The organism is Carboxydocella sp. ULO1, from assembly GCF_002049255.1.
Taxonomy (GTDB): domain Bacteria; phylum Bacillota.
This window is the reverse complement of sequence record NZ_BDLQ01000022.1, coordinates 115,300-136,211: the sequence shown is the minus strand read 5'-3', so window position 1 is coordinate 136,211 and position 20,912 is coordinate 115,300. Positions and strand designations below refer to the sequence as shown.

The window sequence follows — 20,912 nt, the reverse complement described above, 5'->3', positions numbered from 1 at the left end:
GACTACTTGTGGTAAAATATTGTACTGATGGGTTTAAGACAGGTGGTGAAAAGGATGAAAAAAGTTCTGGTTTTAAATGGACCAAATCTAAATTTGCTGGGGATCAGAGAACCAGGGGTTTACGGGGAAACTACCCTGGTGGAGATCAACCGTATGATGGAAAAACTGGGGCGCCAGTTTGGCCTGGAGCTGGAGTTTTTTCAGTCCAATCACGAGGGCAGTTTGATTGACCGCATTCACCAGGCCTATGGCCGCTGTCAGGCTATTATCATCAATCCCGGGGCCCTGACTCATTACAGTTTTGCCCTGCGGGATGCCCTGAAAGCGGTGAATCTGCCGGTAGTGGAGGTGCACCTGACCAATATCCATGCCCGGGAACATTTCCGGCAGCTTTCGGTTATTGCCGATGTAGCAGCTGGAACCATATGCGGGTTCGGGCCGGAAAGCTACATGCTGGCAGTGCAGGCAGTTGCGGCTTTACTGGCCAAGGAGGAAAATCAATGAATTCAAGAGTACATAAGTTGAGACAATATTTGCAACAGGAAAAACTGGAGGGCTATCTGGTCAACCGGCCGGAGAACCGCCGCTACCTCAGCGGTTTTACCGGCAGTAATGGCTGGTTGTTGATTACGGAAAAGGATACCCTGCTGTTGACGGATTTTCGCTATCTAGAACAGGCTGCAGCCCAGGCGGAGGGCTGGCAGGTAATCGACCTGGGCAATCAGCCCATGGAAAAACTGGTGCAGACCATCAGGGAGACCGGTATCAGTAATGTAGGTTTTGAAGCGGATTTTCTGCCCTATAAACAGGGACAAACCCTGCAGGAAAAACTCAAGCCCCTGGAACTGGTGGCCCGGGAAGGGCTGGTGGAACGGCTGCGCTGGCTCAAAGATGAACAGGAGCTGGCTCTGATCGAAAAAGCAGTACATATTGCCGACCAGGCCTTTGAGCGCTTGCTACCTGTAATTAAACCCGGGATTTCGGAACTGGAACTGGCTCTGGAATTGGAATTTATTCTGCGGCGGCTGGGCAGTGAAGGGCTGGCTTTTCCTTCTATCGTGGCCTCCGGGCCCCGTTCTTCCTTGCCTCATGCTACTCCCAGCCAACGGCAGCTGCAGGCCGGGGATTTCCTCAAACTGGATTTTGGGGCAGTCTGGCAGGGTTATCATTCGGATATGACCCGAACAGTGGTGCTGGGGAAAGCCACGGCAGAACAGAAAAAAGTTTATGAAACCGTGCTGGCGGCGCAGCTACAGGCTCTGGCTGTCATCCGGCCGGGATTAACAGGACGGGAAGTGGACAAAGTGGCCCGGGATCTGATCAGCGCTGCCGGTTATGGCCGGAATTTTGGCCATGGTCTGGGCCACAGTCTGGGTCTGGTGATCCATGAAGAACCACGCCTTTCTCCCCAGGGAGATGTGACCCTTGCTCCCGGGATGGTATTGACTGTTGAACCGGGAATTTACCTGCCCGGCTGGGGTGGGGTAAGGATTGAGGATGTGGTTGTTGTTACTCCTGAGGGTTGCCGGGTGTTGACCAAAGCTCCGAAGACCCTTTTGGAAATAGAACTCTAGAGATAAAACAGGAGGTTGAGTTAACAGATGATTTCTTCCAACGATTTTCGTAATGGCATGACCATTGAGGTCGAAGGAGATGTTTATCAGATCGTGGAATTTCAGCACGTCAAACCGGGTAAGGGTGCTGCTTTTGTGCGCACCAAGCTGAAAAATGTGCGTACCGGTGCTGTCATTGAGAGAACTTTCAATGCCGGAGAGAAAGTGCCCAAAGCCCATGTGGAACGGAAAGAAATGCAGTATCTCTATAATGATGGCGAAAACTACAACTTTATGGATATGGAAACCTATGACCAGGTCATGTTGTCCAAAGAGCAACTGGGAGATGCCATCAAGTGGCTTAAAGACAATATGAATATCCATGTGTTGATGTTCCAGGGACAGACCATCGGGGTAGAAGTGCCCAATTTTGTAGAACTGAAAGTAGTGGATACTCCGCCGGGAATCAAGGGTGATACTGCTTCCGGCGGTTCCAAACCGGCCACTCTGGAAACCGGAGCGGTGGTACAGGTGCCCTTCTTTGTGGAAACCGGTGATGTCCTGCAAATCGATACCCGGACCGGCACCTATATCAAACGGGTATAATTGTTGACCTGGCGGGAAAACCTAAGGGGCAGGATTGAAAGAGAAAGGGGATGAAAATATGAAAACCCTGAAACAACGGGTAAGCTATCTCAAAGGACTGGCAGATGGGCTGAATATCAATAGTGAAACCAGGGAAGGGCGTTTGCTGGTAGAAGTCATCGATGTGCTCAAGCATATGGCCGAGAAGATCGATGAACTGGATGAAGCCTATGAAGAACTGGCTGATTATGTAGAGTCCATTGATGAGGATCTGGAAGAGCTGGAAGAGGAGCTGGATACTGTCTGCGACTGTGGCCATGACCATGATGAGTTTGAAGATCTGGATGAAGATGAATTTGTCGATGTGGAATGCCCCAACTGCCATGAAATAGTGGCCTTTGAACGGGATATCATTGATGATGAGGATTTGATTGAAGTAACCTGCCCCAATTGTGACACAGTAGTGTTTGTTAATGACCAGGATGTAGACTGGTCAGAAGTGGAAAAAGCTGGCCAACAAGCCAGAGCTGAAGAAGAAGATATTTAAATTTAATATACTGCAACGGAAAACCTGGAGGCGATTTGCCTTCAGGTTTTTTTCATGCTGGCATAAAGTAGACAAGTTCGCATATACATGGGTACAGAAAGGGGGGTGAGGGGGTTGGAAAAGATAGCAGCCTGGCTGGCTCCTAACCTGGCTGCAGCGGTGCTGACAGTACCGCCTGAGCGCTGGCCCCTGGTGGAGGAAATCCGGTTGCGGGCTGGGCGACCGCTGCAGCTGCGGCTGGGAGATGAGGAGATGTGGCCGCGGCTGGAAGGAGAGCCGGTACTGGTTACCGCTGAGGATATTGCCCGGACCCTGAATATAATGACGGCTGCTTCCATTTATGCCTATGAGGCGGAATTGAGCAAGGGATATCTTACCCTACCCGGTGGACACCGGGTGGGTATTGCCGGCAAGGTGCTAAGGGACGGCAACAAAATCCGGGGTTTTCAGCATTTCGGTTCCCTCAATATCCGCCTGGCCCGGCAGTATCCAGGGGTAGGAGAAAAGCTATTGCCCCAGCTGCTGGATAAAGTAACAGGCAGACTTCATAGCACCCTGATTATCTCGCCACCGCGCTGTGGGAAAACCACCTTGCTCAGAGATTTAGTCAGGCTGGCTAGTAGCGGCTGGCCGGCAGCCGGACTGGCCCCTCTGACTGTGGGCCTGGTGGACGAGCGGTCGGAAATTGCCGGCTGTTATCAAGGGATACCTCAGCTGGAAGTTGGCCCCCGCACCGATGTGCTGGATGGCTGTCCTAAAGCGGAAGGGCTGTCTATGTTAATTCGCACCATGGGGCCGGAACTGGTAGTCTGTGATGAAATCGGAACTGCTGCTGACCAGCAGGCGTTGCTGGAAGCAGCCAATAGCGGGGCAATTTTGCTGGCCAGTATCCATGGGGCCGGGATCAACGATCTGGCCCGCCGGCCGTTTGGACGGGAATTGCTGGCCCTGCGCCTTTTCCAGAGAATCGTAGTGTTAAGCCGCCGGGAAGGGCCGGGGACAGTGGAAAAAGTTTACCTGCGCTGAGGAGGTGAAATTATGTGGCTGAAACTGGCCGGGATGCTGCTGGTAGTGGGGTCATCCTCAGCAGCCGGATTGACTATAGCTGGACAGCTGCGAAAAAGACCCCAGCTGCTGGCGGCCTTGCAGAACGGTTTACAGGTCCTGGAAACCCAGATCGTTTTCGGGGCGGTGCCATTAGCGGATGCTTTTTTGCATTGCGGAGCAGTGAATCAGGGGGCAGTAGGAGAGCTGTTTTTGCTGGCTGCCGCCAAAATGCAGGGAAACAAAGGTAAAACCGGTGGCGAAGTCTGGCAAGAGGCTGTAGAAGACTGGTGGCGGAACCAGCCTTTAACCCCTGTTGACCGGGAGGTGCTGGCCAGTCTGGGAGGCAGTCTGGGCAATTCTGACCGCCTGGACCAGGCCAAACATCTGGCCCTGGTTCGCCAGCAATTAGCCCAGCAGGAGGAAGTAGCCAGGGCAGCAGCCCGGCGTTATTGCCGGCCGGTCAGTTATCTGGGCTTACTGGGGGGCCTGGCTCTTACCATATTATTGCTCTGACGGGAGGTATAAACATGAAAATCGTCAATTTACAGCTCTTGTTTCAAATTGCTGGCCTGGGCGTGTTACTGATGGTGATTATGGCTGTATTGAAAGAGGCTAAAAATGAGGAGATCGGCAAAATGGCGGTACTGGCCGGGATAGTAATGGTGCTGGTGGTAGTAGTCAAGCTGCTGGGGGACCTCTTCCAGGAAGTCAAAAGCGTCTTTATGCTCTACTGACGGGGTGAGGGCGATGGAAATCATACAGGTAGTAGGAGTGGCCCTGCTGGCCAGTTTGCTGATTCTGGTGTTAAAACAGATTCGGCCGGAACTGGCCCTGTTTGTCACTCTGGTTGTAGCAGCGGGCTTGTTTGGCCTGGTTCTTACCAAAGTGGGAGCAATTTTTGATATTCTGCAACAGCTGGCCAGTAAAGCCAATGTCAACCAGGCTTACCTGGGGACGGTGCTGAAAATAATCGGCATCGCTTATATAGCCGAATTCGGGGCCCAGGTTTGCCGGGATGCGGGAGAAGGAGCCATTGCTGGCAAGGTAGAGCTGGTAGCCAAAATCCTGATTCTGATCCTGGCGGTGCCGGTCATTCTGGCCATCATCCAGTCGGTCCTGGGGCTGATGCCATGAGGTGAAGAATATGAAAAGAAAACTGTTAATAATTCTGTTATTAGTCAGCCTGGTTCTGGCGGCTGGAATCCAGCCGGTACTGGCCGCCAGCCCGGAAAATCAGGTGGATCTCAGTGGCTTGCAGGAATACCTGGCTCGCATAGACCGGGAGCTGGCCCCCTATATGCCCCAGATCAATTTTCGGAATCTGCTGGAGAGTTTGAAACGGGGCGAGTGGTCTCTCGGTGTGGGACAAGTATTGAGTGGATTGCTTAGTTTTTTCTCCCGCCAGCTTCTGGCCAACCTGAAACTGCTGGGTCAGCTGCTGGTGCTAGGGGTCCTGCTGGGGTTAACGCGGACGGTAGCTGATTCCCTGGAAAACAAGGGAGTGGCGGAAACAGCGGCGGCTATCATCTATTTAGTAGTGTTCACGATTGTTTTGAAAACCTTTGCCGTTACGGCTGGAGTTGCAATTGATGGGGTTAAGGAAATGACCCGGTTTATTCAGATTCTGGCACCTGTACTGTTAACCCTGGTGGTATTAACCGGCTCCTTTCTCGGTTCCTCCTTTTTCAGTACTATGCTGGTAGGAGCGGCAACCCTTACCGCTACTTTGATGGAATTTGTGGTAATACCTCTCATTGGTCTGGCTGCTTTACTGGGACTGGTTAATGAGGTAACCGGCAAAGTTCAAGTCAGCAAACTGGCCGGGTTACTGCGTACCGGTGCAGTTTTTGCTATCGGCCTCTTGATGACGGTGGTACTGGGCGTTATATCCGTCCAGGGGGTAGGCAGTGGTGTAGCTGACGGGGTAGCTTTGCGAACGGCCAAATTTGCCACCGATGCTCTGGTCCCGGTGGTAGGTGGCATGCTCAGTGATGCTGTGGAAACGGTGGTGAGCGGGGCGGTTCTGATGAAAAGTGCAGTGGGTTTGACCGGCCTGGTTATTATTGCTCTCCTGGCCGTACTGCCCGCCTTAAAAATCCTGGCAGTTACTTTTACCCTGAAACTGGCGGCAGCTCTCCTGCAACCTTTGAGTGCCGGTAAACTGGCGGATGCCTTAGAGCAGGTAGACACAAGCCTGACCCTGATGTTCGGGGCGGTTGCTATTACCGGTTTAATGTTCTTCTTGATGATTTCCGGCTTGATCGCTGCCAGCAATCTGGCTACTGCCTTGCGCTAAGGAGGGGAAATATGGAGCTCTTGCGACAGATTGTAGGACAACTTCTGGTTTTGTCCTTGCTGGCCTTGCTACTGGAGCTGCTCTTGCCCCGCAGTGGCCTGAAAGGGACTGTACGTCTGGTAATCGGCCTCTTCTTGCTGGTTACAGTGCTAGAACCAATTCTGGGACTAGTCAAGGAAGACTGGAGCAGCCGCTTACAGGCTTTTAGCGGAGGCGGCCTGCCACAAATTGAGACAGCCCTGCGGGAAGGGGAGCGATTACGTCAGGAAGCTCTGGCTGAAAGTGAAAACAGGCTGAAGGAACAACTGTCTCAGCAGGTTAGTGCAGTAGCCGAAAGCATAACCGGTGCCAGGGTGGATAAAATCGATGTCCGGTTGGATACCAGCGGGGGAAAAGTTCAATTACAGGAGCTGACTGTCCAGCTGGAAGCACAGGGGCTGGCCGAGCATCAGAGTGTGGATGTAATGGCCCGGGGTGAGAGCGGGGCAGGGGTGGATACCCGACGCCTGGCGAAAACTCTGGCCCGGCTGTATGGACTTGACCCCGGGCTAATAAAAATAACGGTGGGGAGGTAGGAATATGTTCAATGAAACACCGGTAAGCGAAAAAGCTCTGGCTTACTTAAAAAAATATGGCCTCTGGGGTTTAATTGGTTTAGGTTTGCTGGTTTATGGTTTATTACCTGGGGGCGGACAAAACCAGGAAGTGCCGGTTTCCGCACCGGCTACGTCCCAGCGGGATAGTGACATCGCCAGTGCGGAACGGGAACTGGAAACCAAGGCAACAGATATTCTGCGCCAGGTAGCTGGAGCTGGAGAAATCAAGGTGCGGGTAGTGTTAAAGGCCACGGAAAACCGTAACTTTGCGGTGAACTCCAATATCACCCGGCGCACAACCCAGGAAAAGGATGAGCGAGGTGGCAACCGGACCATAACGGAAGTAACGGAACAGAACCAGCTGGTTCTAACCCGTAATGGCTCACAGGAGGTACCGGTGATGGTGCAGGCGGTGCGTCCGCCCATTGAGGGGGTAGTGGTGGCTGCTACCGGGGCCCGCGATCCGGTTATTAAGGCCCAGCTGGCTAACACTGTGGCAACTCTGTTCCATATTCCTGTGCATCGGGTAACGGTGATTGCTGCGCAGTAAAAAATCATGGAGGAGGTTTTACAGATGGAGAGAAAGTTTAAAGACTGGGGAATGGTGGCGATTGTTGGCGGTTTGATTTTACTGGCAGGACTTTCGGTTAATGATGATTTTATCGAGTTTGTTAATAGCCTCAGGCAGGCTAAAAGTACTGCTCATCAGTTAAGCGAGAAGCCGGCACCACTGCCTACCGGAAAAGAGGAACAGCCTAAATTGCCGGCTACTCCGGTACTGCAGCCGGAGACCCGGGAAAGCAATGGTTTTTTTGAGGACTACCGTCTGGAACGGGATCGGATCAGGAGTCAGCAAATTGAGACACTGAAGGAGATTGTAGCGGGGGATGGGGCAGCCGAAATCAAGCGCAAGGCACAGGAACAGTTACTTAACCTGACCGCCAGTGCCGCCAAAGAGGTGGAAGTGGAGAATTTGCTCAAAGCCAAAAATTTTCAAGATGTAGTAGTTTTTCTACAGGAAAAAGGGGCTACGGTGGTAGTGAAGGAACAGGCTCTGGATGGGGATGGACTGGCCCGTTTGACGGATCTGGTAGCTAAAGTCAGTGGCAGAAATCCTGCGGATATAATTATAATTCCTAAAAAGTAGATATATTGTATACTTGTTATGGATTAGTTCCCAACTGAACTTTTGCACAGTATAATAACAGACAGAAAGGTGAAAATTGCCCAGGCACTTTAGGCCTGGGTCTTTGCTTATGAAGAAGTAAGGGGGAAAGTCATGGTGAAAAAGCGTGTGCGCATTACTGATACTACTTTAAGGGATGGACACCAGAGCCTGTGGGCTACCAGGATGCGAACGGAGGAAATGGTGCCCATTCTGGACAAATTGGATAAAGTAGGATATAATGCTTTAGAGGTCTGGGGGGGAGCAACCTTTGATGTTTGTCTCCGCTACCTGAATGAAGACCCCTGGGAGCGCCTGCGCACCATCAAACGGCATGTTCACCGCACCCCCTTGCAGATGTTGTTAAGGGGCCAATCCCTGGTGGGATATCAGCATTATCCTGATGATATCGTGGAAGAGTTTGTTAAAAAAGCGGTGGAGAACGGAATCGATATCATCCGCATTTTTGATGCCTTAAATGATGTGCGCAACCTGGCCAAACCCATTGAAGCGGCCAAAAAAGCAGGAGCTCATGTTCAGGCCGCTGTGGTTTATACCATCAGCCCGGTGCATACCCTGGAGCATTATCTGGAAACGGCCCGGCAGCTGATTGGTCTGGGCACTGATTCCATCTGTATCAAGGATATGGCTGGTCTGCTGGCGCCCTACCGGGCATATGAGCTGGTAAAAGCTCTGAAAGAGGAACTGAAGGTGACAGTAGAGCTGCACAGCCATTACATCGGGGGTATGGCGGTAGGGGCATATCTCAAGGCTGCTGATGCCGGTGTCGATATCGTAGATACAGCTGCGGTGCCCCTGGCATTTGGCGCTTCTCAGCCCCCGGTGGAAACAGTGGTCCGGGCTTTTGAAGGGACGGAGTTTGACACCGGACTGGACATCCACCTGCTGTTCGAGATTGCCCATTATTTTGAAGAATTGCGGCGTAAAAACGGGTACGAGCGGGGCGTGACCAGGATTACTGATATGAAGGTCTTTGAACATCAGGTACCGGGAGGCATGATTTCCAACCTGGTTTCCCAGCTGGAAGAACAACGGGCCCTGCACCGGATCCAGGAGGTTTTGGCCGAAATACCACGGGTGCGGGAGGATCTGGGCTATCCGCCGCTGGTAACTCCCACCAGTCAGATTGTAGGTACCCAGGCGGTATTAAATGTGCTGGCCGGGGAACGCTATAAGCTGGTACCCGGTGAAGTCAAAGCCTATGTCCGCGGCTATTATGGCAGACCGCCGGCTCCTATCAAAGAGGAAATAGCACGCCGGATTCTGGGGAATGAGGAACCAATTGCTTGCCGTCCGGCTGACCTGCTAGAGCCCAGACTGGCCAGGTGTGCGGAAGAAATCAAAGATCTGGCGACCAGTCCTGAAGACGTGCTGTCTTATGCTCTCTTTCCCCAGGTCGCTCGCAAGTTTTTTGAGTTCAGACGGCAAAAACAGGCGGAAGCGGCAGCAGAAGCCGTTGGCCGGCCGCCCAAAAAAGAAAATCAGCCCCCTGTACAGCAAGAGGTTACAGGCGGGACAGCAGCTGAGGAGGAGAATATGCTGAACCTGAAGGAAATCAAGGAATTGATTAAGGTTATACAGGATACCGATATTACCGAAGTCCACCTGGAAAGCGATGGAGTTAAAGTAGCCATTCGCAAGGGAGGAACAGCTCCGGTAATGATGGCTCCTACCCCGGTGATTACCCAGGTGGTAACAGAGGCAGCTCCGGCCCCGGCTCCGGCTGTAGCGGCGGAACAGCCTCCAGCAGCCCCGGCTCCGGCAGTGTCACCTGCTCCTGAGGTCTGCAAGGCCAATACAGTAGAAATCGTATCCCCAATGGTAGGTACTTTCTACCGGTCTCCGGCTCCGGATGCACCCCCCTTTGTGGAAGTGGGCAGCATGGTAACTGAAGGTCAGACAGTTTGTATTATCGAAGCCATGAAGCTGATGAATGAGATTGAGGCCGAAGTCAGCGGCAAGGTAGTGGCGGTACTGGTAGAGAACGGACAACCGGTGGAATATGGTCAGCCGTTGTTCCTGATTGAAAAAATGTAATGGGCCCTGGAGGTGGACAGATGTTTAAAAAAATCCTGATCGCCAACCGGGGAGAAATTGCGTTGCGCATTATCCGGGCCTGCCGGGAACTGGGGATTGCTACTGTAGCAGTCTATTCCGAGGCAGACCGGGACAGTTTGCATGCCAGAATTGCTGATGAAGCCTATTGTATCGGCCCTGCTCCTTCGGCCAAGAGTTATCTCAATATTACCAACATCATTGCAGCGGCGGAGGTTTCAGGGGCAGAGGCCATCCATCCCGGTTTTGGTTTTCTTTCGGAAAACGCAGATTTCGCTGAAATCTGTCAGAGCTGCGGCATTACCTTTATTGGTCCCCCGGTGGATGCCATCCGGAAAATGGGGGACAAGGCGGTAGCCCGGGAAACTATGATTAAGGCAGGGGTACCAGTGGTGCCCGGGACAGAAGGAGTTGTCCTTTCTGAGGAAGAAGCACTGCGAGTGGCCGGGGAAATCGGCTATCCAGTGATGATCAAGGCTGCAGCCGGTGGCGGCGGCCGGGGTATGCGGGTGGCTCAGAGTGAGCGGGAATTGCTGAAACAGCTGCAGACCGCCCAGGCTGAGGCCAAGGCTGCCTTTGGCAATGAAGCGGTTTACATCGAAAAATATGTGGAAGAACCCCGTCATATCGAATTTCAGATTCTGGGCGACAAGTACGGTAACATAGTTCACCTGGGAGAACGGGATTGCTCTATCCAGCGCCGTAACCAGAAATTGCTGGAGGAAGCACCTTCCCCGGCCTTGACCCCGGAATTGCGGCAACGCATGGGAGAAGCGGCCATCCGGGCAGCCCGGGCTGTGGGTTACTACAATGCAGGTACCATTGAGTTTTTGCTGGATAAACACGGCGATTTTTATTTTATGGAAATGAATACCCGGATTCAGGTAGAGCATCCGGTAACCGAACTGATTACCGGAATCGATCTGATCAAAGAACAAATTCGGATTGCTGCCGGAGAGGAGCTGGGTTATACTCAAGAGGATATCCGCATCCATGGCCATGCCATTGAATGCCGGATCAATGCCGAGGACCCAGCCCGCAATTTTCTGCCCAGTCCAGGACAGATCACCTTCTACCATCCCCCGGCGGGGCCCTGGGTTCGGCTGGATAGTGCTGTTTATCAGGGCTATGTCATTCCCCCCTATTATGATTCCATGGTGGGCAAGCTGATCGTCTGGGGGCGGGACCGGCAGGAAGCCATCGCCCGCATGCAACGGGCTTTACAGGAATTTGTTATTGAAGGCATTCATACCACCATTCCTTTCCATTTGCGCATTCTGGAAAATGCCTTCTTCCAGAGGGGAGAAGTTTATACTAATTTTATCCAGCGCCGCCTGTTGAATGATGAAAGCTGATTTTGTATAATAAAGCTAATAAGTACAGGAGGTGGCGCCCATGGATACCAGTACAATAGTGGAGCATCAGGGAGACCTGGGGGCAGTTCGGATTGTTCCGGAAGTGATCAGCATCATCGCCGGCCTGGCAGCCAGTGATGTACCCGGGGTCGCCGGAATGAGCGGCAGTCTGATGGGGGGAATTGCCGAGATCTTCAAGAAAAACCCCAGTAAAGGCGTCAAGGCGGAAGTAGGGGAGCGCGAAGTGGCCATTGATATTTTCCTGGTGGTAGAGTACGGGGTGCGTATTCCCGATGTAGCCGGCCAGGTACAGGCTGCTGTCAAGAATGCAGTGGAAAGCATGACCGGAATGACGGTAGTGGAAGTAAACGTCCATGTTCAAGGTGTTGTTTTCCCGCAGGCTGAAACCCGGAATGAAGAACCCCAGCCTCCTAGAGTGCGCTAGCTTTAACCCGTGGCCGTTTGGTCACGGGTTTTTAATTAAAATAATTTAAAAAATAAGGCACTTTAAATTGCGCTGTTCGCAATCAAAGTGCCATAAATCCTATACTCCTTTGATTAACCAGTAAGTCAGATAAGCTACCAAACCGGAGGCAGGAATGGTTAAAAACCAGGCGGTAATGATATTGATGGCTACCTGCCAGTTCACAGCAGAAAAGCGTTTGGCCGAACCTACCCCCAGAATGGAGGAGGAGACCACATGGGTGGTACTGACCGGAACCCCCAGTAAGGAGGCACCGTAAATAACTGTAGAGGAAGTGACATCAGCGGCAAAGCCATGAATGGGTTCCATCTTGAAGATTTTGCTGCCCATGGTTTTGATAATGCGCCAGCCACCGGCAGCTGTGCCCAGCCCCATGGCCAGGGCGCAGGCTGCTTTAACCCAGATAGGTACGGTGAATTCGGGAATAACCTGGGCACTATAGAGGGCGAGGGCGATAATACCCATCGTTTTTTGCGCATCATTGGAACCATGGGAAAATGCTGCGGACATAGCGGACAAAATCTGCAAACGCCGAAAGACATTATTGACTTTGCCAGGAGCGAACCAGCCGAATATCCAGTAAAAAACGGTCATCAAGGTAAAGCCGATTAAATAACCGATAATGGGGGATAATACCAGTGGTAACAGCACTTTTTCTGTCAAGCCTTTAATAATAACTGCTTGCCAGCCGCCCGAGGCGATGGCAGCGCCTACCAGGCCACCGATGAGGGCATGGGAGGAACTGCTGGGAAAACCGTAATACCAGGTGAGCAGGTTCCAGAAGATAGCCCCCAGCATGGCTGCGGTTAGAGTATGCATGTTGACCAGGGAAGTCTCAACGATCCCTTTACCGATGGTTTTGGCTACTGCTGTACCAGCCATAGCTCCGGCGAAATTGAGAACGGCAGCAAGTATAACAGCGGTTTGAGGCTTTAAGGCCCGGGTTGACACAGAAGTAGCGATAGCATTGGCTGTATCATGAAAACCATTGATAAAATCAAAAGCGAGTGCTAGTACAATCACGATTATCAGCAGTGCTGTTATACTAAGCATACTTCAGCACTACTCCTTTAAGCACATCGCCTACATCTTCACAGAGGTCCAGCAGATGTTCCATGTGCTCATAAATTTCTTTCCAGCGGATAAAATCCATAGGATCTTTAGCGGTATCGAAAAGACTCTGGATACCGGCACGGAAAATCGCGTCTCCACGGCTTTCCAGGCTGTTGATTTCCCGGCAGAGCTTGACGATTTCCTCTTGATTGGCGGATACTTTATTGAGCAGGCAGACAGCTTTTTCTACCCGGGCGCAGACATCAGCTAATACCTCTGCCAGTTCTTTCACGCACTGAGTGGGCTCAGTGGCCCGGTAAAGGATCATGCGGTCGGCAGTGCCATAGATGTAATCCAGGATATCATCCAGGAACTGGGCCAGTCGGAAAACATCTTCCCGATCGAAAGGGGTGATTAACGCGGAGTTTAATTCATCCAGCAATTGACGGGTAATTTCGTCTCCTTCGCTTTCAATTCTTTTCAGGGTAGCCATATTGGTTTCCAGTTTGCTCATGTCATTGACTGTTTCTTTCAGGATCCGGGCGGCCTGGGAAATAGCCTGGCCGTTTTTGGAGAACAGTTCAAAATAAATGGGTTTACTGGGCTTTAAATTAAGCATGAACTGAATACCTCCTGCTACTATGTATTAACTTTAAATCGCCACTCTGATTTTATCCTTATCGTGCTCTTTCGACAAGACAATTTACAGAAGATTAACATTAAATTAACAAAGGTAAAAATCCCTGGTTCCCGGCAGGAAATAAGGTAATAAAAGCGAATAAATTACAATTGTACATATAGATAGAAAGGAGATAAAAACATGCGCGCTCTTGACCGTTTTCTCCTGGCAGTGTATTCTTTTATCGTTGGTTTAGGAATGGTCATACTGGCTCTTTACAGCCTGGGCTGGAATTTGCCTGCTTTTTTACTGGAAGAAAGCATGGGTTCTAGCAATTTTCGCTATGCTATGTTTGTTCTGGCTGTTATTCTGTTTTTATTGAGTGTACGCTTTCTCATTTCCGTTTTTGAACGCCGGGTTGTTCCCCATATTTTGATTAAAGATAATCCACTGGGTCAAGTACATATCAGTGTGGAAGCCATTACCGGACTGGTTTCCAGGACTGCCTTCCAGTTGCCTGGAGTGCGGGAATGCCGGGCTCAGCTGGCCATGACTCCGGCCGGGTTGCAGATTCTGATTCGTCTAACCGTTAGCGGTGAGTTAAATTTGCCTGAACTGCTGACCTCCCTGCAGGAGGAGATCAAGCAGCGGCTGGCGCAAGTGGTGGGGCTGGAAGTCAATCAGATTCGGATACTGGTCACCTCCCTGCAGCCTGAAACCACTACCAGCAGCGGAAAGGTCAGGTGAGAGGAATGTGGAGAGAAATCATGGAAACATTAATAGTAGAACATCCGGGTAAAGCAGCCGGTGCACTTATAGGATTGGTTTTTGGCTGGCTTACTATCCATTATGGGCTGTTTAAAGCTGTTTTTCTGTTGGCCTGTGTTGCTGGCGGTTTTTATTTGGGTAGCCGCTGGGAACGCGGTGAAGGCAGATTCTGGACCGAGCGCTTGATAAGGAGGCAAAACAGTGATACGTAGACAGGGCCGAGAAGCAGCATTACAAACCCTTTATCAGCTGGATTTAAGTGAAAGCGATTGGCAGGATACTCTGGTACACCTGACAGAAGAGTTTGCCTTGCCCCAGGAAGCAGTCACTTTTGCCCGCGAACTGGTCACAGGAGTGTTATCCTGCAGGTCCCAGCTGGATGAGGAAATCGAACAACGAAGTGAAGGTTGGCCTGTACGGCGCATGGGTGTCGTGGACCGCAACATTTTGCGGCTGGGGGCTTTTGAACTCCTGCACCGGGAGGACATACCCCCGGCAGTGGCTGTCAATGAAGCGGTGGAACTGGCCAAACGATATGGGGATAAAGATTCCAGCCGCTTTATTAACGGTATTCTGGGCCGGATGCTCAAGGAGCTGAAAAAGGATGAGAGATCTCTTTCTCGGCATTGATACCAGCAATTATTGTACTTCACTGGCACTGGTAGATGCAGAGGGGAAGCTGCTGGCGGAAAGGAGAAAGCTCTTGCCCGTAAAGCAAGGTGAACGGGGCCTGAGACAAAGTGAGGCCCTGTTTTTGCATTTAGGGCAGCTGCAGGAACTGGCCGGAGAAGTGCTGGGCCAGGCGGACCCCGCCCGGGTGGCAGCCATTGGGGTAAGCGTTAGGCCCCGGCCCCGGGAGGACAGCTATATGCCGGTTTTTAAGGCAGGAGAAACCCTGGCCCGGGCTCTGGCCGCTTTTTGTGGAGCGGCGGTAGTGGAGGTTTCCCATCAGGAAGGCCATCTAGCCGCAGGGCTGGCATCTGCAGGTGGGCCCGAAGCTTCTGCTTTTTTGGCTATTCACCTGTCAGGAGGCACTACTGACCTGCTGGAAGTGCGCCGGGTTGAGGAGCAAGGAAGTTTTTATCGGATTAAGCAGCTGGGGGGTAGCAAAGACCTCCATGCCGGGCAGCTGGTGGACCGGATAGGTGTGGCCCTTGGGCTTACCTTTCCCGCGGGCCCGGCCTTAGAGCAGCTGGCTCGCACCTGGTCTGGCCCTATTAAACCTTTATCCATCCCCTGCCAGCAGGGCTGGTTGCATTTAAGCGGGGCTGAGACCCAGGCCTACAAGGCCATCGCAGCTGGGGAACCGGCGGCAGCGGTAGCCAGAGCGGTGGAAAGCTGTCTGGCTAAAGGCCTGGAAAAGCTGATTCTGTATGGGCGGGAGCAGACTGGTCTTAAGGATGTGCTGCTGGTGGGCGGTGTAGCGGCCAACCAGTTTTTAAGGCAGAAATTAAGAAAGCGGCTGGAACATCCTGCCCTGGGTATAAGGCTATTTTTTGCAGAGGCGAGATACAGCGGGGACAATGCCCTGGGTCCGGCTCTACTGGCCCGTTATAATTTGTTAAAAAAATTACCGCTGACGGCAGGAATTAGTCCAATTGGCGAGAATAAATAAAAAATTGAAGACAATTATATTTTATGAGGGAGGGGAAGAAGGAGTGTACCGGATTTTACGCAAACAGGCGCTGTCGGAAAATATCAAGCTGATGGAAATTGAAGCGCCACTGGTTGCTCGCAATGCCAAGGCGGGACAGTTCATTATCCTGCGGGTAGACGAAAAAGGGGAACGGATTCCCTTGACCATTGCCGACTTTAATAAAGAAAAAGGCACTATTACCATTATTTTTGCCGAGGTTGGCTATACTACCCAGAAATTGGGCTGTCTCAATGAGGGAGATGCTGTTCTGGATTTTGTTGGACCTTTAGGCCATGAGTCGGAAATCGACAATTTTGGTCATGTGGTCTGTATCGGCGGTGGCGTGGGTATCGCCCCCATGTTTCCCATTACCCGGGAATTGTACAAGGCTGGCAACCGGGTGACTTCCATTATCGGAGCCCGTTGCAAGGATCTTTTGTTCTGGGAAGAGGAGATGCGGGCAGTTTCTCAGACCCTGCATGTTACCACTGATGACGGTTCTTATGGCCGCCATGGATTTGTAACCCAGGTCTTGCAGGAAATGATCGACCAGGGCGAAAAAATCGATCTGGTATATGCTATCGGTCCCTTGCCCATGATGCGGGCAGTGGCAGAAGTAACCAGACCCTATGGTATCAAGACTATTGTCAGCTTGAACTCCATCATGGTGGATGGCACAGGCATGTGCGGTGCCTGCCGGGTCACCGTAGGCGGAGAAACTAAATTCACCTGTGTGGATGGTCCGGAATTTGACGGCCATCTGGTGGATTTTGCTGAACAAATGCGGCGGGCCCAGATTTTCAAGGATGAAGAAGCACGGGCCAGGGCAGCTGGCAGTTGCGGGGGTGGTTGCGGATGTCACTAGAAAAAGGCAAAAAGGAGCTGGTCCTGAAGAAAACTCCGATCCCGGAACAGGACCCGGCAGTACGGGCCAGAAACTTCGATGAAGTAGCACTGGGTTATACGGAAGAACTGGCGGTTCAGGAAGCTAATCGCTGTCTCAGCTGTAAAAATGAACCCTGTGTCAAGGGCTGTCCTGTACAAGTGCCTATTCCTCAGTTTATCGCTAAAATCAAGGAAAAGGATTTTGCCGGGGCCATTCGGACCATTAAGACGAAAAACCTGTTGCCTGCTGTTTGTGGCCGGGTATGTCCTCAGGAAAACCAGTGTGAAAAGAACTGTGTAATGGCCAAGAAAGGCGAGCCGGTAGGGATTGGCCGGCTGGAGCGTTTTGCCGCTGACTGGGAAATGGCCCATGGGGTGGAAGTACCAGAGGTTGCTCCTCCCACTGGTAAGAAAGTGGCTATTATCGGTTCCGGGCCGGCGGGCCTGACAGCAGCAGCTGACCTGGCCAAGCTGGGCCATAAGGTAACTATATTTGAAGCTCTGCATGTCCCCGGTGGGGTGTTGATGTATGGTATCCCTGAGTTCCGTTTGCCCAAGCGGATTGTGCAGCAGGAAATTGATAATCTGCGCAAAATGGGGGTAGAAATCATCGTTAATGCCGTGGTCGGCAAGAGCATCACTGTGGATGAGCTGATGGAGCAGGAAGGCTTTGATGCGGTGTTCATCGGCACCGGTGCAGGTTTGCCCTACTTCCTGGGTATTCCCGGGGAAAACCTGAACGGCGTCTATTCAGCCAATGAATTCCTGACCAGAACCAACCTGATGAAGGGCTATCTCTTCCCCGAGTATGCCACTCCTATTAAGGTTGGTAAGCGGGCGGCCATTCTGGGTGCCGGGAACGTAGCCATGGATGCTGCCAGAACTGCCAAGCGGCTGGGGGCAGAGGAAGTATATATTGTCTATCGCCGTTCCCGGGAAGAAATGCCGGCTCGTTTGGAAGAAATCCATCATGCGGAAGAAGAAGGCATCAAGTTCCAGCTGTTGACCAATCCCATTCGCCTGCTGGGCAATGAGCAGGGCTGGGTGACAGCCATGGAATGCCTGCGTTATGAGCTGGGTGAACCCGATGCGTCCGGGCGCCGCAGCCCTGTGCCTATCGAAGGCTCCAATTTCATCATGGAAGTGGATACAGTAGTAGTGGCGATCGGTCAGGGTCCCAATCCTTTGGTACCGCGCACTACCAAAGGTTTGGAAACCAACCGGAAAGGCAATATTATGGCCAGTGAAGAAACAGGAGCTACTTCTAAGCCAGGAGTCTATGCCGGTGGTGATGTGGTGACCGGTGCAGCTACTGTTATTAAGGCTATGGGTGCAGGCCGGGTAGCGGCTACTGCCATTCACGAATATCTTATGAACAAGTAAGGCAGCCAGCGGCTGCCTTCTATTTTATCTGCGGAGGGCAAAAGATGACGGGAAAAACTTTCTGGACAGTGACAGAACTGAACAGCCTGATCAAACAGAGCCTGGAGACCAATTATCTGCTTAAAAGAGTCTGGATTAAAGGGGAGATAGCGGAATTTACCCGCCATCGCCTTTCCGGTCACTGCTATTTTACCCTGAAAGACCAGGAAAGCCAGCTTAAATGCGTTATGTTCCGGCAACAGGCAGCCAATCTACGTTTTCAACCCCGGGCCGGTATGGAGGTGCTGGTCCTGGGCAGTATCAATGTTTTTCTGCCGAATGGTATCTATCAGCTCTACGCCGAAGATATCCAGCCCTATGGCATTGGCAGCAGCCAGTTGCAGCTGGAACAGCTGAAGCGTAAACTGGAGGCAGAGGGGCTGTTCAGCACTGCCCGCAAAAGGCCTTTGCCGCCTTTACCTCGTCGGATAGCCCTGGTCACTTCCCGGCAGGGAGCAGCAGTACGGGATATGGTAAAAATACTGCGCCAGCGTTTTCCCATTATTGAGATCGTGATTGTGGATGTGCAGGTACAGGGTGAAGAGGCGCCTGCCTCCATCAAAGCTGGATTAGAACTGGCAGCAGCTCACACGGGGGCAGACCTGGTGATTGTAGGTCGAGGCGGAGGAGCCACTGAAGATCTGGCTGCTTTCAATTCGGAAATAGTAGTACGGGCCATTGCTGCCTGTCCCCTGCCGGTGATTGCTGCTATCGGGCATGAAAGTGATGTTACCCTGGCTGATCTGGTGGCTGATGTCCGCGCCTCCACCCCTTCCAATGCGGCGGAACTGGCGGTTCCAGTCTTACAGGAACTGCTGGGCCGTACGGCAGAAATGGCCCAGCGCTTAAGGGCTGCTATCAGCAATCGTTTTCGCTGGGAACGACAGCGGCTGGAACAACTGGCTTCCCGGCCTATATTGCAGCAACCTCAGCTCTATTTTGAGCGGAAATGGCAGGAGGTTGAAAGGATAGCAGGAAAATTGCAGACTGCTGCCGAAAATGTATATCTGCAAAAACAGCATCGCCTGGAGAAGACAGTAGCAGCTCTAAATGCCTTAAGTCCTTTAAAGGTGCTGGAGCGAGGTTACGCCTTCTGCCGAAGGGAACAGGAAGTAGTGACTTCAGTAGAACAGGTTCAGACTGGACAAGGACTGACCCTGCATATGAAGGATGGGGAAGTAGATTGTCAAGTTCAGGCGGTTAGGAGGAAAATGAATGGATAATCAACTGAGCTATGAAGAGGCAATGCAAAAGCTCGAACGCATTGTCAGCCAGCTGGAACGAGGGCAGTTGCCCCTGGAAGATGCCTTGCGTGCCTTTGAAGAAGGGGTAAAACTGGTCCGTCTTTGCCAGGAAAAGCTGCAGGCTGCTGAAGGGAAACTGTTATTGTTACAGGCTCAGTCTAATGCTAAAATTGAGTTACAGGAAGCGACACTGGAATAGAGGGTGGAGATGGATTTGCAAAAGTGGCAGGAGCAATTACTGGCAAAAAACAGACTGGTAGAGGACTGGCTCGAAGAGGTGTTACCCGGACCAGAACTGGAGCCAGGGCGCCTGCATGAGGCTATGCTCTATAGTCTTTTTGCCGGGGGCAAACGTTTACGCCCAGCCCTGGTTTTGGGGGCTGTGGAAGCAGTAGGGGGAGAAGTTCAGGCTGCTCTGCCGGCAGCAGCAGCACTGGAAATGATCCACACCTATTCCCTGATTCATGATGATTTGCCGGCTATGGATAATGATGATTACCGCCGGGGTAAACCTACCAATCATAAGGTCTTTGGTGAAGCAACAGCCATTCTGGCAGGAGATGCCCTGTTGACCCTGGCCTTTGAATTGCTGGCCGCGCATTTACCGGGGGCTGGTGTAAGTCCGGAAATCGCATTACGGGTAATCAGGGAAATTGCCGAGGCTGCAGGTACTCAGGGCATGATTGGTGGGCAAATGGCGGATATGGAGGCCCAGGGGCAACAAGTTAATGGGGAACAGCTGGAAAAAATCCATCGCCGCAAAACGGGGGCCCTTTTCCGGGCAGCTGTCAGGGTGGGAGGCCTGATTGGTGGTGCTACCCCTGAACAACTAGCAGCTTTATCCCACTATGCTGAACAACTGGGCCTGGCTTTTCAAATCACCGATGATATCCTGGACATTACCGGAGACCCGGCCAAAATGGGCAAGGATAAAAATTCAGACCTGAAAAACTGCAAGGCCACCTATCCTTCACTATATGGACTGGAACAGGCCCGGATCATGGCGGAAAAGGCTGTAACCGCTGCCATTACGGCTTTAGGGATTTTCGGCGCAAAGGCTGAATTTTTGAAGGAAACAGCTTTATTTTTATTAAAACGAGAGCAATAGCTACTGGTCTGGCATTAATTAGCTGTTGCATGCTTAGATGGATTATGATAGACTGTAGCAGCTGACAGGGCGAATTGCTAAGAACAGCAAAATAGCATATAATATTTATTGAGCAATGATTCATCAGCCTGGCCGCTACGGTGGCAGGTGGTGCAGTATCCTAGTCGGCCGCAGCGTTTTTGAAGGCGGGCCTAAAAATCCGTCAAAGGGCACATCGATGAAGTTCCTGGTGTCGGCTTTCGACGCCCCGTCGGGGGTTGGTGCTGGGAGTTAAGGAAGATGGGGCGATCCACAAGGGCATGTGGGCGTTGACCCCGCTTCCGCGGAGGCCCAAGTGCGTGGTGACCTATGGCGAGTAGGAAGCTATGGCTTGGGGTTGAACCTGCAATTCATTATCCTGTTACGGCAGGATGGTGGGTGCAGTGTAGCCTGCCTTGAGCGGGTGTAGAGGATGGCGAGCTATCAGGCCTTTT

Annotated in this window: 26 protein-coding genes; 24 read left to right on the top strand and 2 right to left on the bottom strand. The window is 52.0% G+C overall.

Translation table 11 applies throughout. The features are described 5' to 3' along the window. The first annotated feature begins 54 nt into the window (after positions 1-54). The 15 genes from aroQ to ULO1_RS05375 all read left to right on the top strand — a co-directional run bounded on the left by aroQ (position 55) and on the right by ULO1_RS05375 (position 11,665). A complete protein-coding gene (gene aroQ / locus ULO1_RS05445; protein WP_078666492.1) occupies positions 55-504 on the top strand; it encodes a type II 3-dehydroquinate dehydratase in 450 nt (149 codons plus the stop codon). Further along, positions 501-1,574 carry a Xaa-Pro peptidase family protein gene (locus ULO1_RS05440; RefSeq protein WP_079933119.1) on the top strand — a complete coding sequence of 358 codons (1,074 nt, stop codon included), beginning with the start codon at positions 501-503 and terminating at the stop codon, positions 1,572-1,574. The genes aroQ and ULO1_RS05440 overlap by 4 nt, the downstream gene beginning before the upstream one ends. A 27-nt stretch (positions 1,575-1,601) precedes the next feature. Then, a complete protein-coding gene (gene efp / locus ULO1_RS05435) occupies positions 1,602-2,159 on the top strand; it encodes an elongation factor P (RefSeq protein ID WP_078666494.1) in 558 nt (185 codons plus the stop codon). Between the two features lie 58 nt (positions 2,160-2,217). Next, entirely contained in the window at positions 2,218-2,685 is a 468-nt protein-coding gene (locus ULO1_RS05430; protein ID WP_079907096.1) for a CD1247 N-terminal domain-containing protein, read from the top strand. A gap of 105 nt (positions 2,686-2,790) precedes the next feature. Next, positions 2,791-3,711 carry a stage III sporulation protein AA gene (spoIIIAA, locus tag ULO1_RS05425; RefSeq protein WP_375804197.1) on the top strand — a complete coding sequence of 307 codons (921 nt, stop codon included), beginning with the start codon at positions 2,791-2,793 and terminating at the stop codon, positions 3,709-3,711. Between the two features lie 12 nt (positions 3,712-3,723). Then, positions 3,724-4,245 carry a hypothetical protein gene (locus ULO1_RS05420; RefSeq protein ID WP_078666497.1) on the top strand — a complete coding sequence of 174 codons (522 nt, stop codon included), beginning with the start codon at positions 3,724-3,726 and terminating at the stop codon, positions 4,243-4,245. A 14-nt stretch (positions 4,246-4,259) separates the two neighbouring features. Then, positions 4,260-4,466: a stage III sporulation protein AC gene (gene spoIIIAC / locus ULO1_RS05415; protein ID WP_078666498.1), complete on the top strand. Its 207-nt coding sequence runs from the start codon at positions 4,260-4,262 to the stop codon at positions 4,464-4,466. Between the two features lie 13 nt (positions 4,467-4,479). Beyond that, positions 4,480-4,866, top strand: a complete 387-nt coding sequence (spoIIIAD, locus tag ULO1_RS05410; protein WP_078666499.1) for a stage III sporulation protein AD — start codon at positions 4,480-4,482, stop codon at positions 4,864-4,866. 10 nt (positions 4,867-4,876) lie between these two features. Next, positions 4,877-6,028 carry a stage III sporulation protein AE gene (gene spoIIIAE / locus ULO1_RS05405; protein ID WP_079933118.1) on the top strand — a complete coding sequence of 384 codons (1,152 nt, stop codon included), beginning with the start codon at positions 4,877-4,879 and terminating at the stop codon, positions 6,026-6,028. 11 nt (positions 6,029-6,039) lie between these two features. Continuing rightward, entirely contained in the window at positions 6,040-6,603 is a 564-nt protein-coding gene (locus tag ULO1_RS05400; protein ID WP_078666501.1) for a stage III sporulation protein AF, read from the top strand. Between the two features lie 4 nt (positions 6,604-6,607). Then, positions 6,608-7,174 (top strand): hypothetical protein, encoded by a 567-nt coding sequence (locus ULO1_RS05395; protein WP_079933117.1) that lies wholly within the window; start codon positions 6,608-6,610, stop codon positions 7,172-7,174. Positions 7,175-7,198: 24 nt separating this feature from the next. Next, positions 7,199-7,771 carry a SpoIIIAH-like family protein gene (locus tag ULO1_RS05390; RefSeq protein WP_159446832.1) on the top strand — a complete coding sequence of 191 codons (573 nt, stop codon included), beginning with the start codon at positions 7,199-7,201 and terminating at the stop codon, positions 7,769-7,771. A 132-nt stretch (positions 7,772-7,903) separates the two neighbouring features. Further along, entirely contained in the window at positions 7,904-9,847 is a 1,944-nt protein-coding gene (accB, locus tag ULO1_RS05385) for an acetyl-CoA carboxylase biotin carboxyl carrier protein (RefSeq protein WP_079933115.1), read from the top strand. Between the two features lie 20 nt (positions 9,848-9,867). After that, positions 9,868-11,220 (top strand): acetyl-CoA carboxylase biotin carboxylase subunit, encoded by a 1,353-nt coding sequence (gene accC / locus ULO1_RS05380; protein ID WP_078665158.1) that lies wholly within the window; start codon positions 9,868-9,870, stop codon positions 11,218-11,220. A 40-nt stretch (positions 11,221-11,260) separates the two neighbouring features. Beyond that, on the top strand, positions 11,261-11,665 hold the full coding sequence (locus ULO1_RS05375; protein ID WP_078665157.1) for an Asp23/Gls24 family envelope stress response protein: 405 nt from the start codon (positions 11,261-11,263) through the stop codon (positions 11,663-11,665). Positions 11,666-11,764: 99 nt separating this feature from the next. Here the strand turns inward: ULO1_RS05375 and ULO1_RS05370 are convergent, their stop codons facing one another. Continuing rightward, complete coding sequence (locus tag ULO1_RS05370; protein ID WP_079933114.1) at positions 11,765-12,757, bottom strand: inorganic phosphate transporter; 993 nt, start codon at positions 12,755-12,757, stop codon at positions 11,765-11,767. Continuing rightward, complete coding sequence (locus tag ULO1_RS05365) at positions 12,750-13,376, bottom strand: DUF47 domain-containing protein (RefSeq protein ID WP_078665155.1); 627 nt, start codon at positions 13,374-13,376, stop codon at positions 12,750-12,752. The genes ULO1_RS05370 and ULO1_RS05365 overlap by 8 nt, the downstream gene beginning before the upstream one ends. A gap of 201 nt (positions 13,377-13,577) precedes the next feature. On the opposite strand from ULO1_RS05365, the gene amaP reads away from it, so the two are divergent. From amaP to ULO1_RS05320, 9 genes are read left to right on the top strand one after another with little or no spacing between them, the layout of a single operon-like run. Then, on the top strand, positions 13,578-14,123 hold the full coding sequence (gene amaP / locus ULO1_RS05360) for an alkaline shock response membrane anchor protein AmaP (RefSeq protein ID WP_079906425.1): 546 nt from the start codon (positions 13,578-13,580) through the stop codon (positions 14,121-14,123). 20 nt (positions 14,124-14,143) lie between these two features. After that, positions 14,144-14,356: a DUF2273 domain-containing protein gene (locus tag ULO1_RS05355; RefSeq protein WP_242946600.1), complete on the top strand. Its 213-nt coding sequence runs from the start codon at positions 14,144-14,146 to the stop codon at positions 14,354-14,356. After that, positions 14,346-14,774 (top strand): transcription antitermination factor NusB, encoded by a 429-nt coding sequence (gene nusB / locus ULO1_RS05350; protein ID WP_078665152.1) that lies wholly within the window; start codon positions 14,346-14,348, stop codon positions 14,772-14,774. Before ULO1_RS05355 ends, nusB begins: the two co-directional genes overlap by 11 nt. Beyond that, entirely contained in the window at positions 14,749-15,759 is a 1,011-nt protein-coding gene (locus ULO1_RS05345; RefSeq protein ID WP_078665151.1) for a hypothetical protein, read from the top strand. The genes nusB and ULO1_RS05345 overlap by 26 nt, the downstream gene beginning before the upstream one ends. A 43-nt stretch (positions 15,760-15,802) precedes the next feature. Continuing rightward, positions 15,803-16,645: a sulfide/dihydroorotate dehydrogenase-like FAD/NAD-binding protein gene (locus ULO1_RS05340; RefSeq protein ID WP_078665150.1), complete on the top strand. Its 843-nt coding sequence runs from the start codon at positions 15,803-15,805 to the stop codon at positions 16,643-16,645. Continuing rightward, the gene (gene gltA, locus ULO1_RS05335; protein WP_078665149.1) at positions 16,636-18,048 is read left to right on the top strand and encodes an NADPH-dependent glutamate synthase; all 1,413 of its coding nucleotides are present in this window, start codon (positions 16,636-16,638) and stop codon (positions 18,046-18,048) included. Before ULO1_RS05340 ends, gltA begins: the two co-directional genes overlap by 10 nt. Positions 18,049-18,092: 44 nt before the next feature. Then, the gene (gene xseA, locus ULO1_RS05330; RefSeq protein ID WP_079906427.1) at positions 18,093-19,310 is read left to right on the top strand and encodes an exodeoxyribonuclease VII large subunit; all 1,218 of its coding nucleotides are present in this window, start codon (positions 18,093-18,095) and stop codon (positions 19,308-19,310) included. Continuing rightward, a complete protein-coding gene (gene xseB / locus ULO1_RS05325) occupies positions 19,303-19,530 on the top strand; it encodes an exodeoxyribonuclease VII small subunit (RefSeq protein WP_078665147.1) in 228 nt (75 codons plus the stop codon). The genes xseA and xseB overlap by 8 nt, the downstream gene beginning before the upstream one ends. A 9-nt stretch (positions 19,531-19,539) precedes the next feature. Then, positions 19,540-20,439, top strand: coding sequence for a polyprenyl synthetase family protein (locus ULO1_RS05320; protein ID WP_078665146.1), 900 nt, complete (start codon positions 19,540-19,542; stop codon positions 20,437-20,439). The last annotated feature ends 473 nt before the right edge of the window (positions 20,440-20,912 follow it).

What these genes read in the sequence shown, in the direction of transcription:
- aroQ (WP_078666492.1), top strand. Translation starts at nt 55, where the DNA reads ATGAAAAAAGTTCTGGTTTTAAATGGACCAAATCTAAATTTGCTGGGG.
- ULO1_RS05440 (WP_079933119.1), top strand. Translation starts at nt 501, where the DNA reads ATGAATTCAAGAGTACATAAGTTGAGACAATATTTGCAACAGGAAAAA.
- efp (WP_078666494.1), top strand. Translation starts at nt 1,602, where the DNA reads ATGATTTCTTCCAACGATTTTCGTAATGGCATGACCATTGAGGTCGAA.
- ULO1_RS05430 (WP_079907096.1), top strand. Translation starts at nt 2,218, where the DNA reads ATGAAAACCCTGAAACAACGGGTAAGCTATCTCAAAGGACTGGCAGAT.
- ULO1_RS05420 (WP_078666497.1), top strand. Translation starts at nt 3,724, where the DNA reads ATGTGGCTGAAACTGGCCGGGATGCTGCTGGTAGTGGGGTCATCCTCA.
- spoIIIAC (WP_078666498.1), top strand. Translation starts at nt 4,260, where the DNA reads ATGAAAATCGTCAATTTACAGCTCTTGTTTCAAATTGCTGGCCTGGGC.
- spoIIIAD (WP_078666499.1), top strand. Translation starts at nt 4,480, where the DNA reads ATGGAAATCATACAGGTAGTAGGAGTGGCCCTGCTGGCCAGTTTGCTG.
- spoIIIAE (WP_079933118.1), top strand. Translation starts at nt 4,877, where the DNA reads ATGAAAAGAAAACTGTTAATAATTCTGTTATTAGTCAGCCTGGTTCTG.
- ULO1_RS05400 (WP_078666501.1), top strand. Translation starts at nt 6,040, where the DNA reads ATGGAGCTCTTGCGACAGATTGTAGGACAACTTCTGGTTTTGTCCTTG.
- ULO1_RS05395 (WP_079933117.1), top strand. Translation starts at nt 6,608, where the DNA reads ATGTTCAATGAAACACCGGTAAGCGAAAAAGCTCTGGCTTACTTAAAA.
- ULO1_RS05390 (WP_159446832.1), top strand. Translation starts at nt 7,199, where the DNA reads ATGGAGAGAAAGTTTAAAGACTGGGGAATGGTGGCGATTGTTGGCGGT.
- accB (WP_079933115.1), top strand. Translation starts at nt 7,904, where the DNA reads ATGGTGAAAAAGCGTGTGCGCATTACTGATACTACTTTAAGGGATGGA.
- accC (WP_078665158.1), top strand. Translation starts at nt 9,868, where the DNA reads ATGTTTAAAAAAATCCTGATCGCCAACCGGGGAGAAATTGCGTTGCGC.
- ULO1_RS05375 (WP_078665157.1), top strand. Translation starts at nt 11,261, where the DNA reads ATGGATACCAGTACAATAGTGGAGCATCAGGGAGACCTGGGGGCAGTT.
- ULO1_RS05370 (WP_079933114.1), bottom strand. Translation starts at nt 12,757, where the DNA reads ATGCTTAGTATAACAGCACTGCTGATAATCGTGATTGTACTAGCACTC.
- ULO1_RS05365 (WP_078665155.1), bottom strand. Translation starts at nt 13,376, where the DNA reads ATGCTTAATTTAAAGCCCAGTAAACCCATTTATTTTGAACTGTTCTCC.
- amaP (WP_079906425.1), top strand. Translation starts at nt 13,578, where the DNA reads ATGCGCGCTCTTGACCGTTTTCTCCTGGCAGTGTATTCTTTTATCGTT.
- ULO1_RS05355 (WP_242946600.1), top strand. Translation starts at nt 14,144, where the DNA reads ATGGAAACATTAATAGTAGAACATCCGGGTAAAGCAGCCGGTGCACTT.
- ULO1_RS05345 (WP_078665151.1), top strand. Translation starts at nt 14,749, where the DNA reads ATGAGAGATCTCTTTCTCGGCATTGATACCAGCAATTATTGTACTTCA.
- gltA (WP_078665149.1), top strand. Translation starts at nt 16,636, where the DNA reads ATGTCACTAGAAAAAGGCAAAAAGGAGCTGGTCCTGAAGAAAACTCCG.
- xseA (WP_079906427.1), top strand. Translation starts at nt 18,093, where the DNA reads ATGACGGGAAAAACTTTCTGGACAGTGACAGAACTGAACAGCCTGATC.
- xseB (WP_078665147.1), top strand. Translation starts at nt 19,303, where the DNA reads ATGGATAATCAACTGAGCTATGAAGAGGCAATGCAAAAGCTCGAACGC.
- ULO1_RS05320 (WP_078665146.1), top strand. Translation starts at nt 19,540, where the DNA reads ATGGATTTGCAAAAGTGGCAGGAGCAATTACTGGCAAAAAACAGACTG.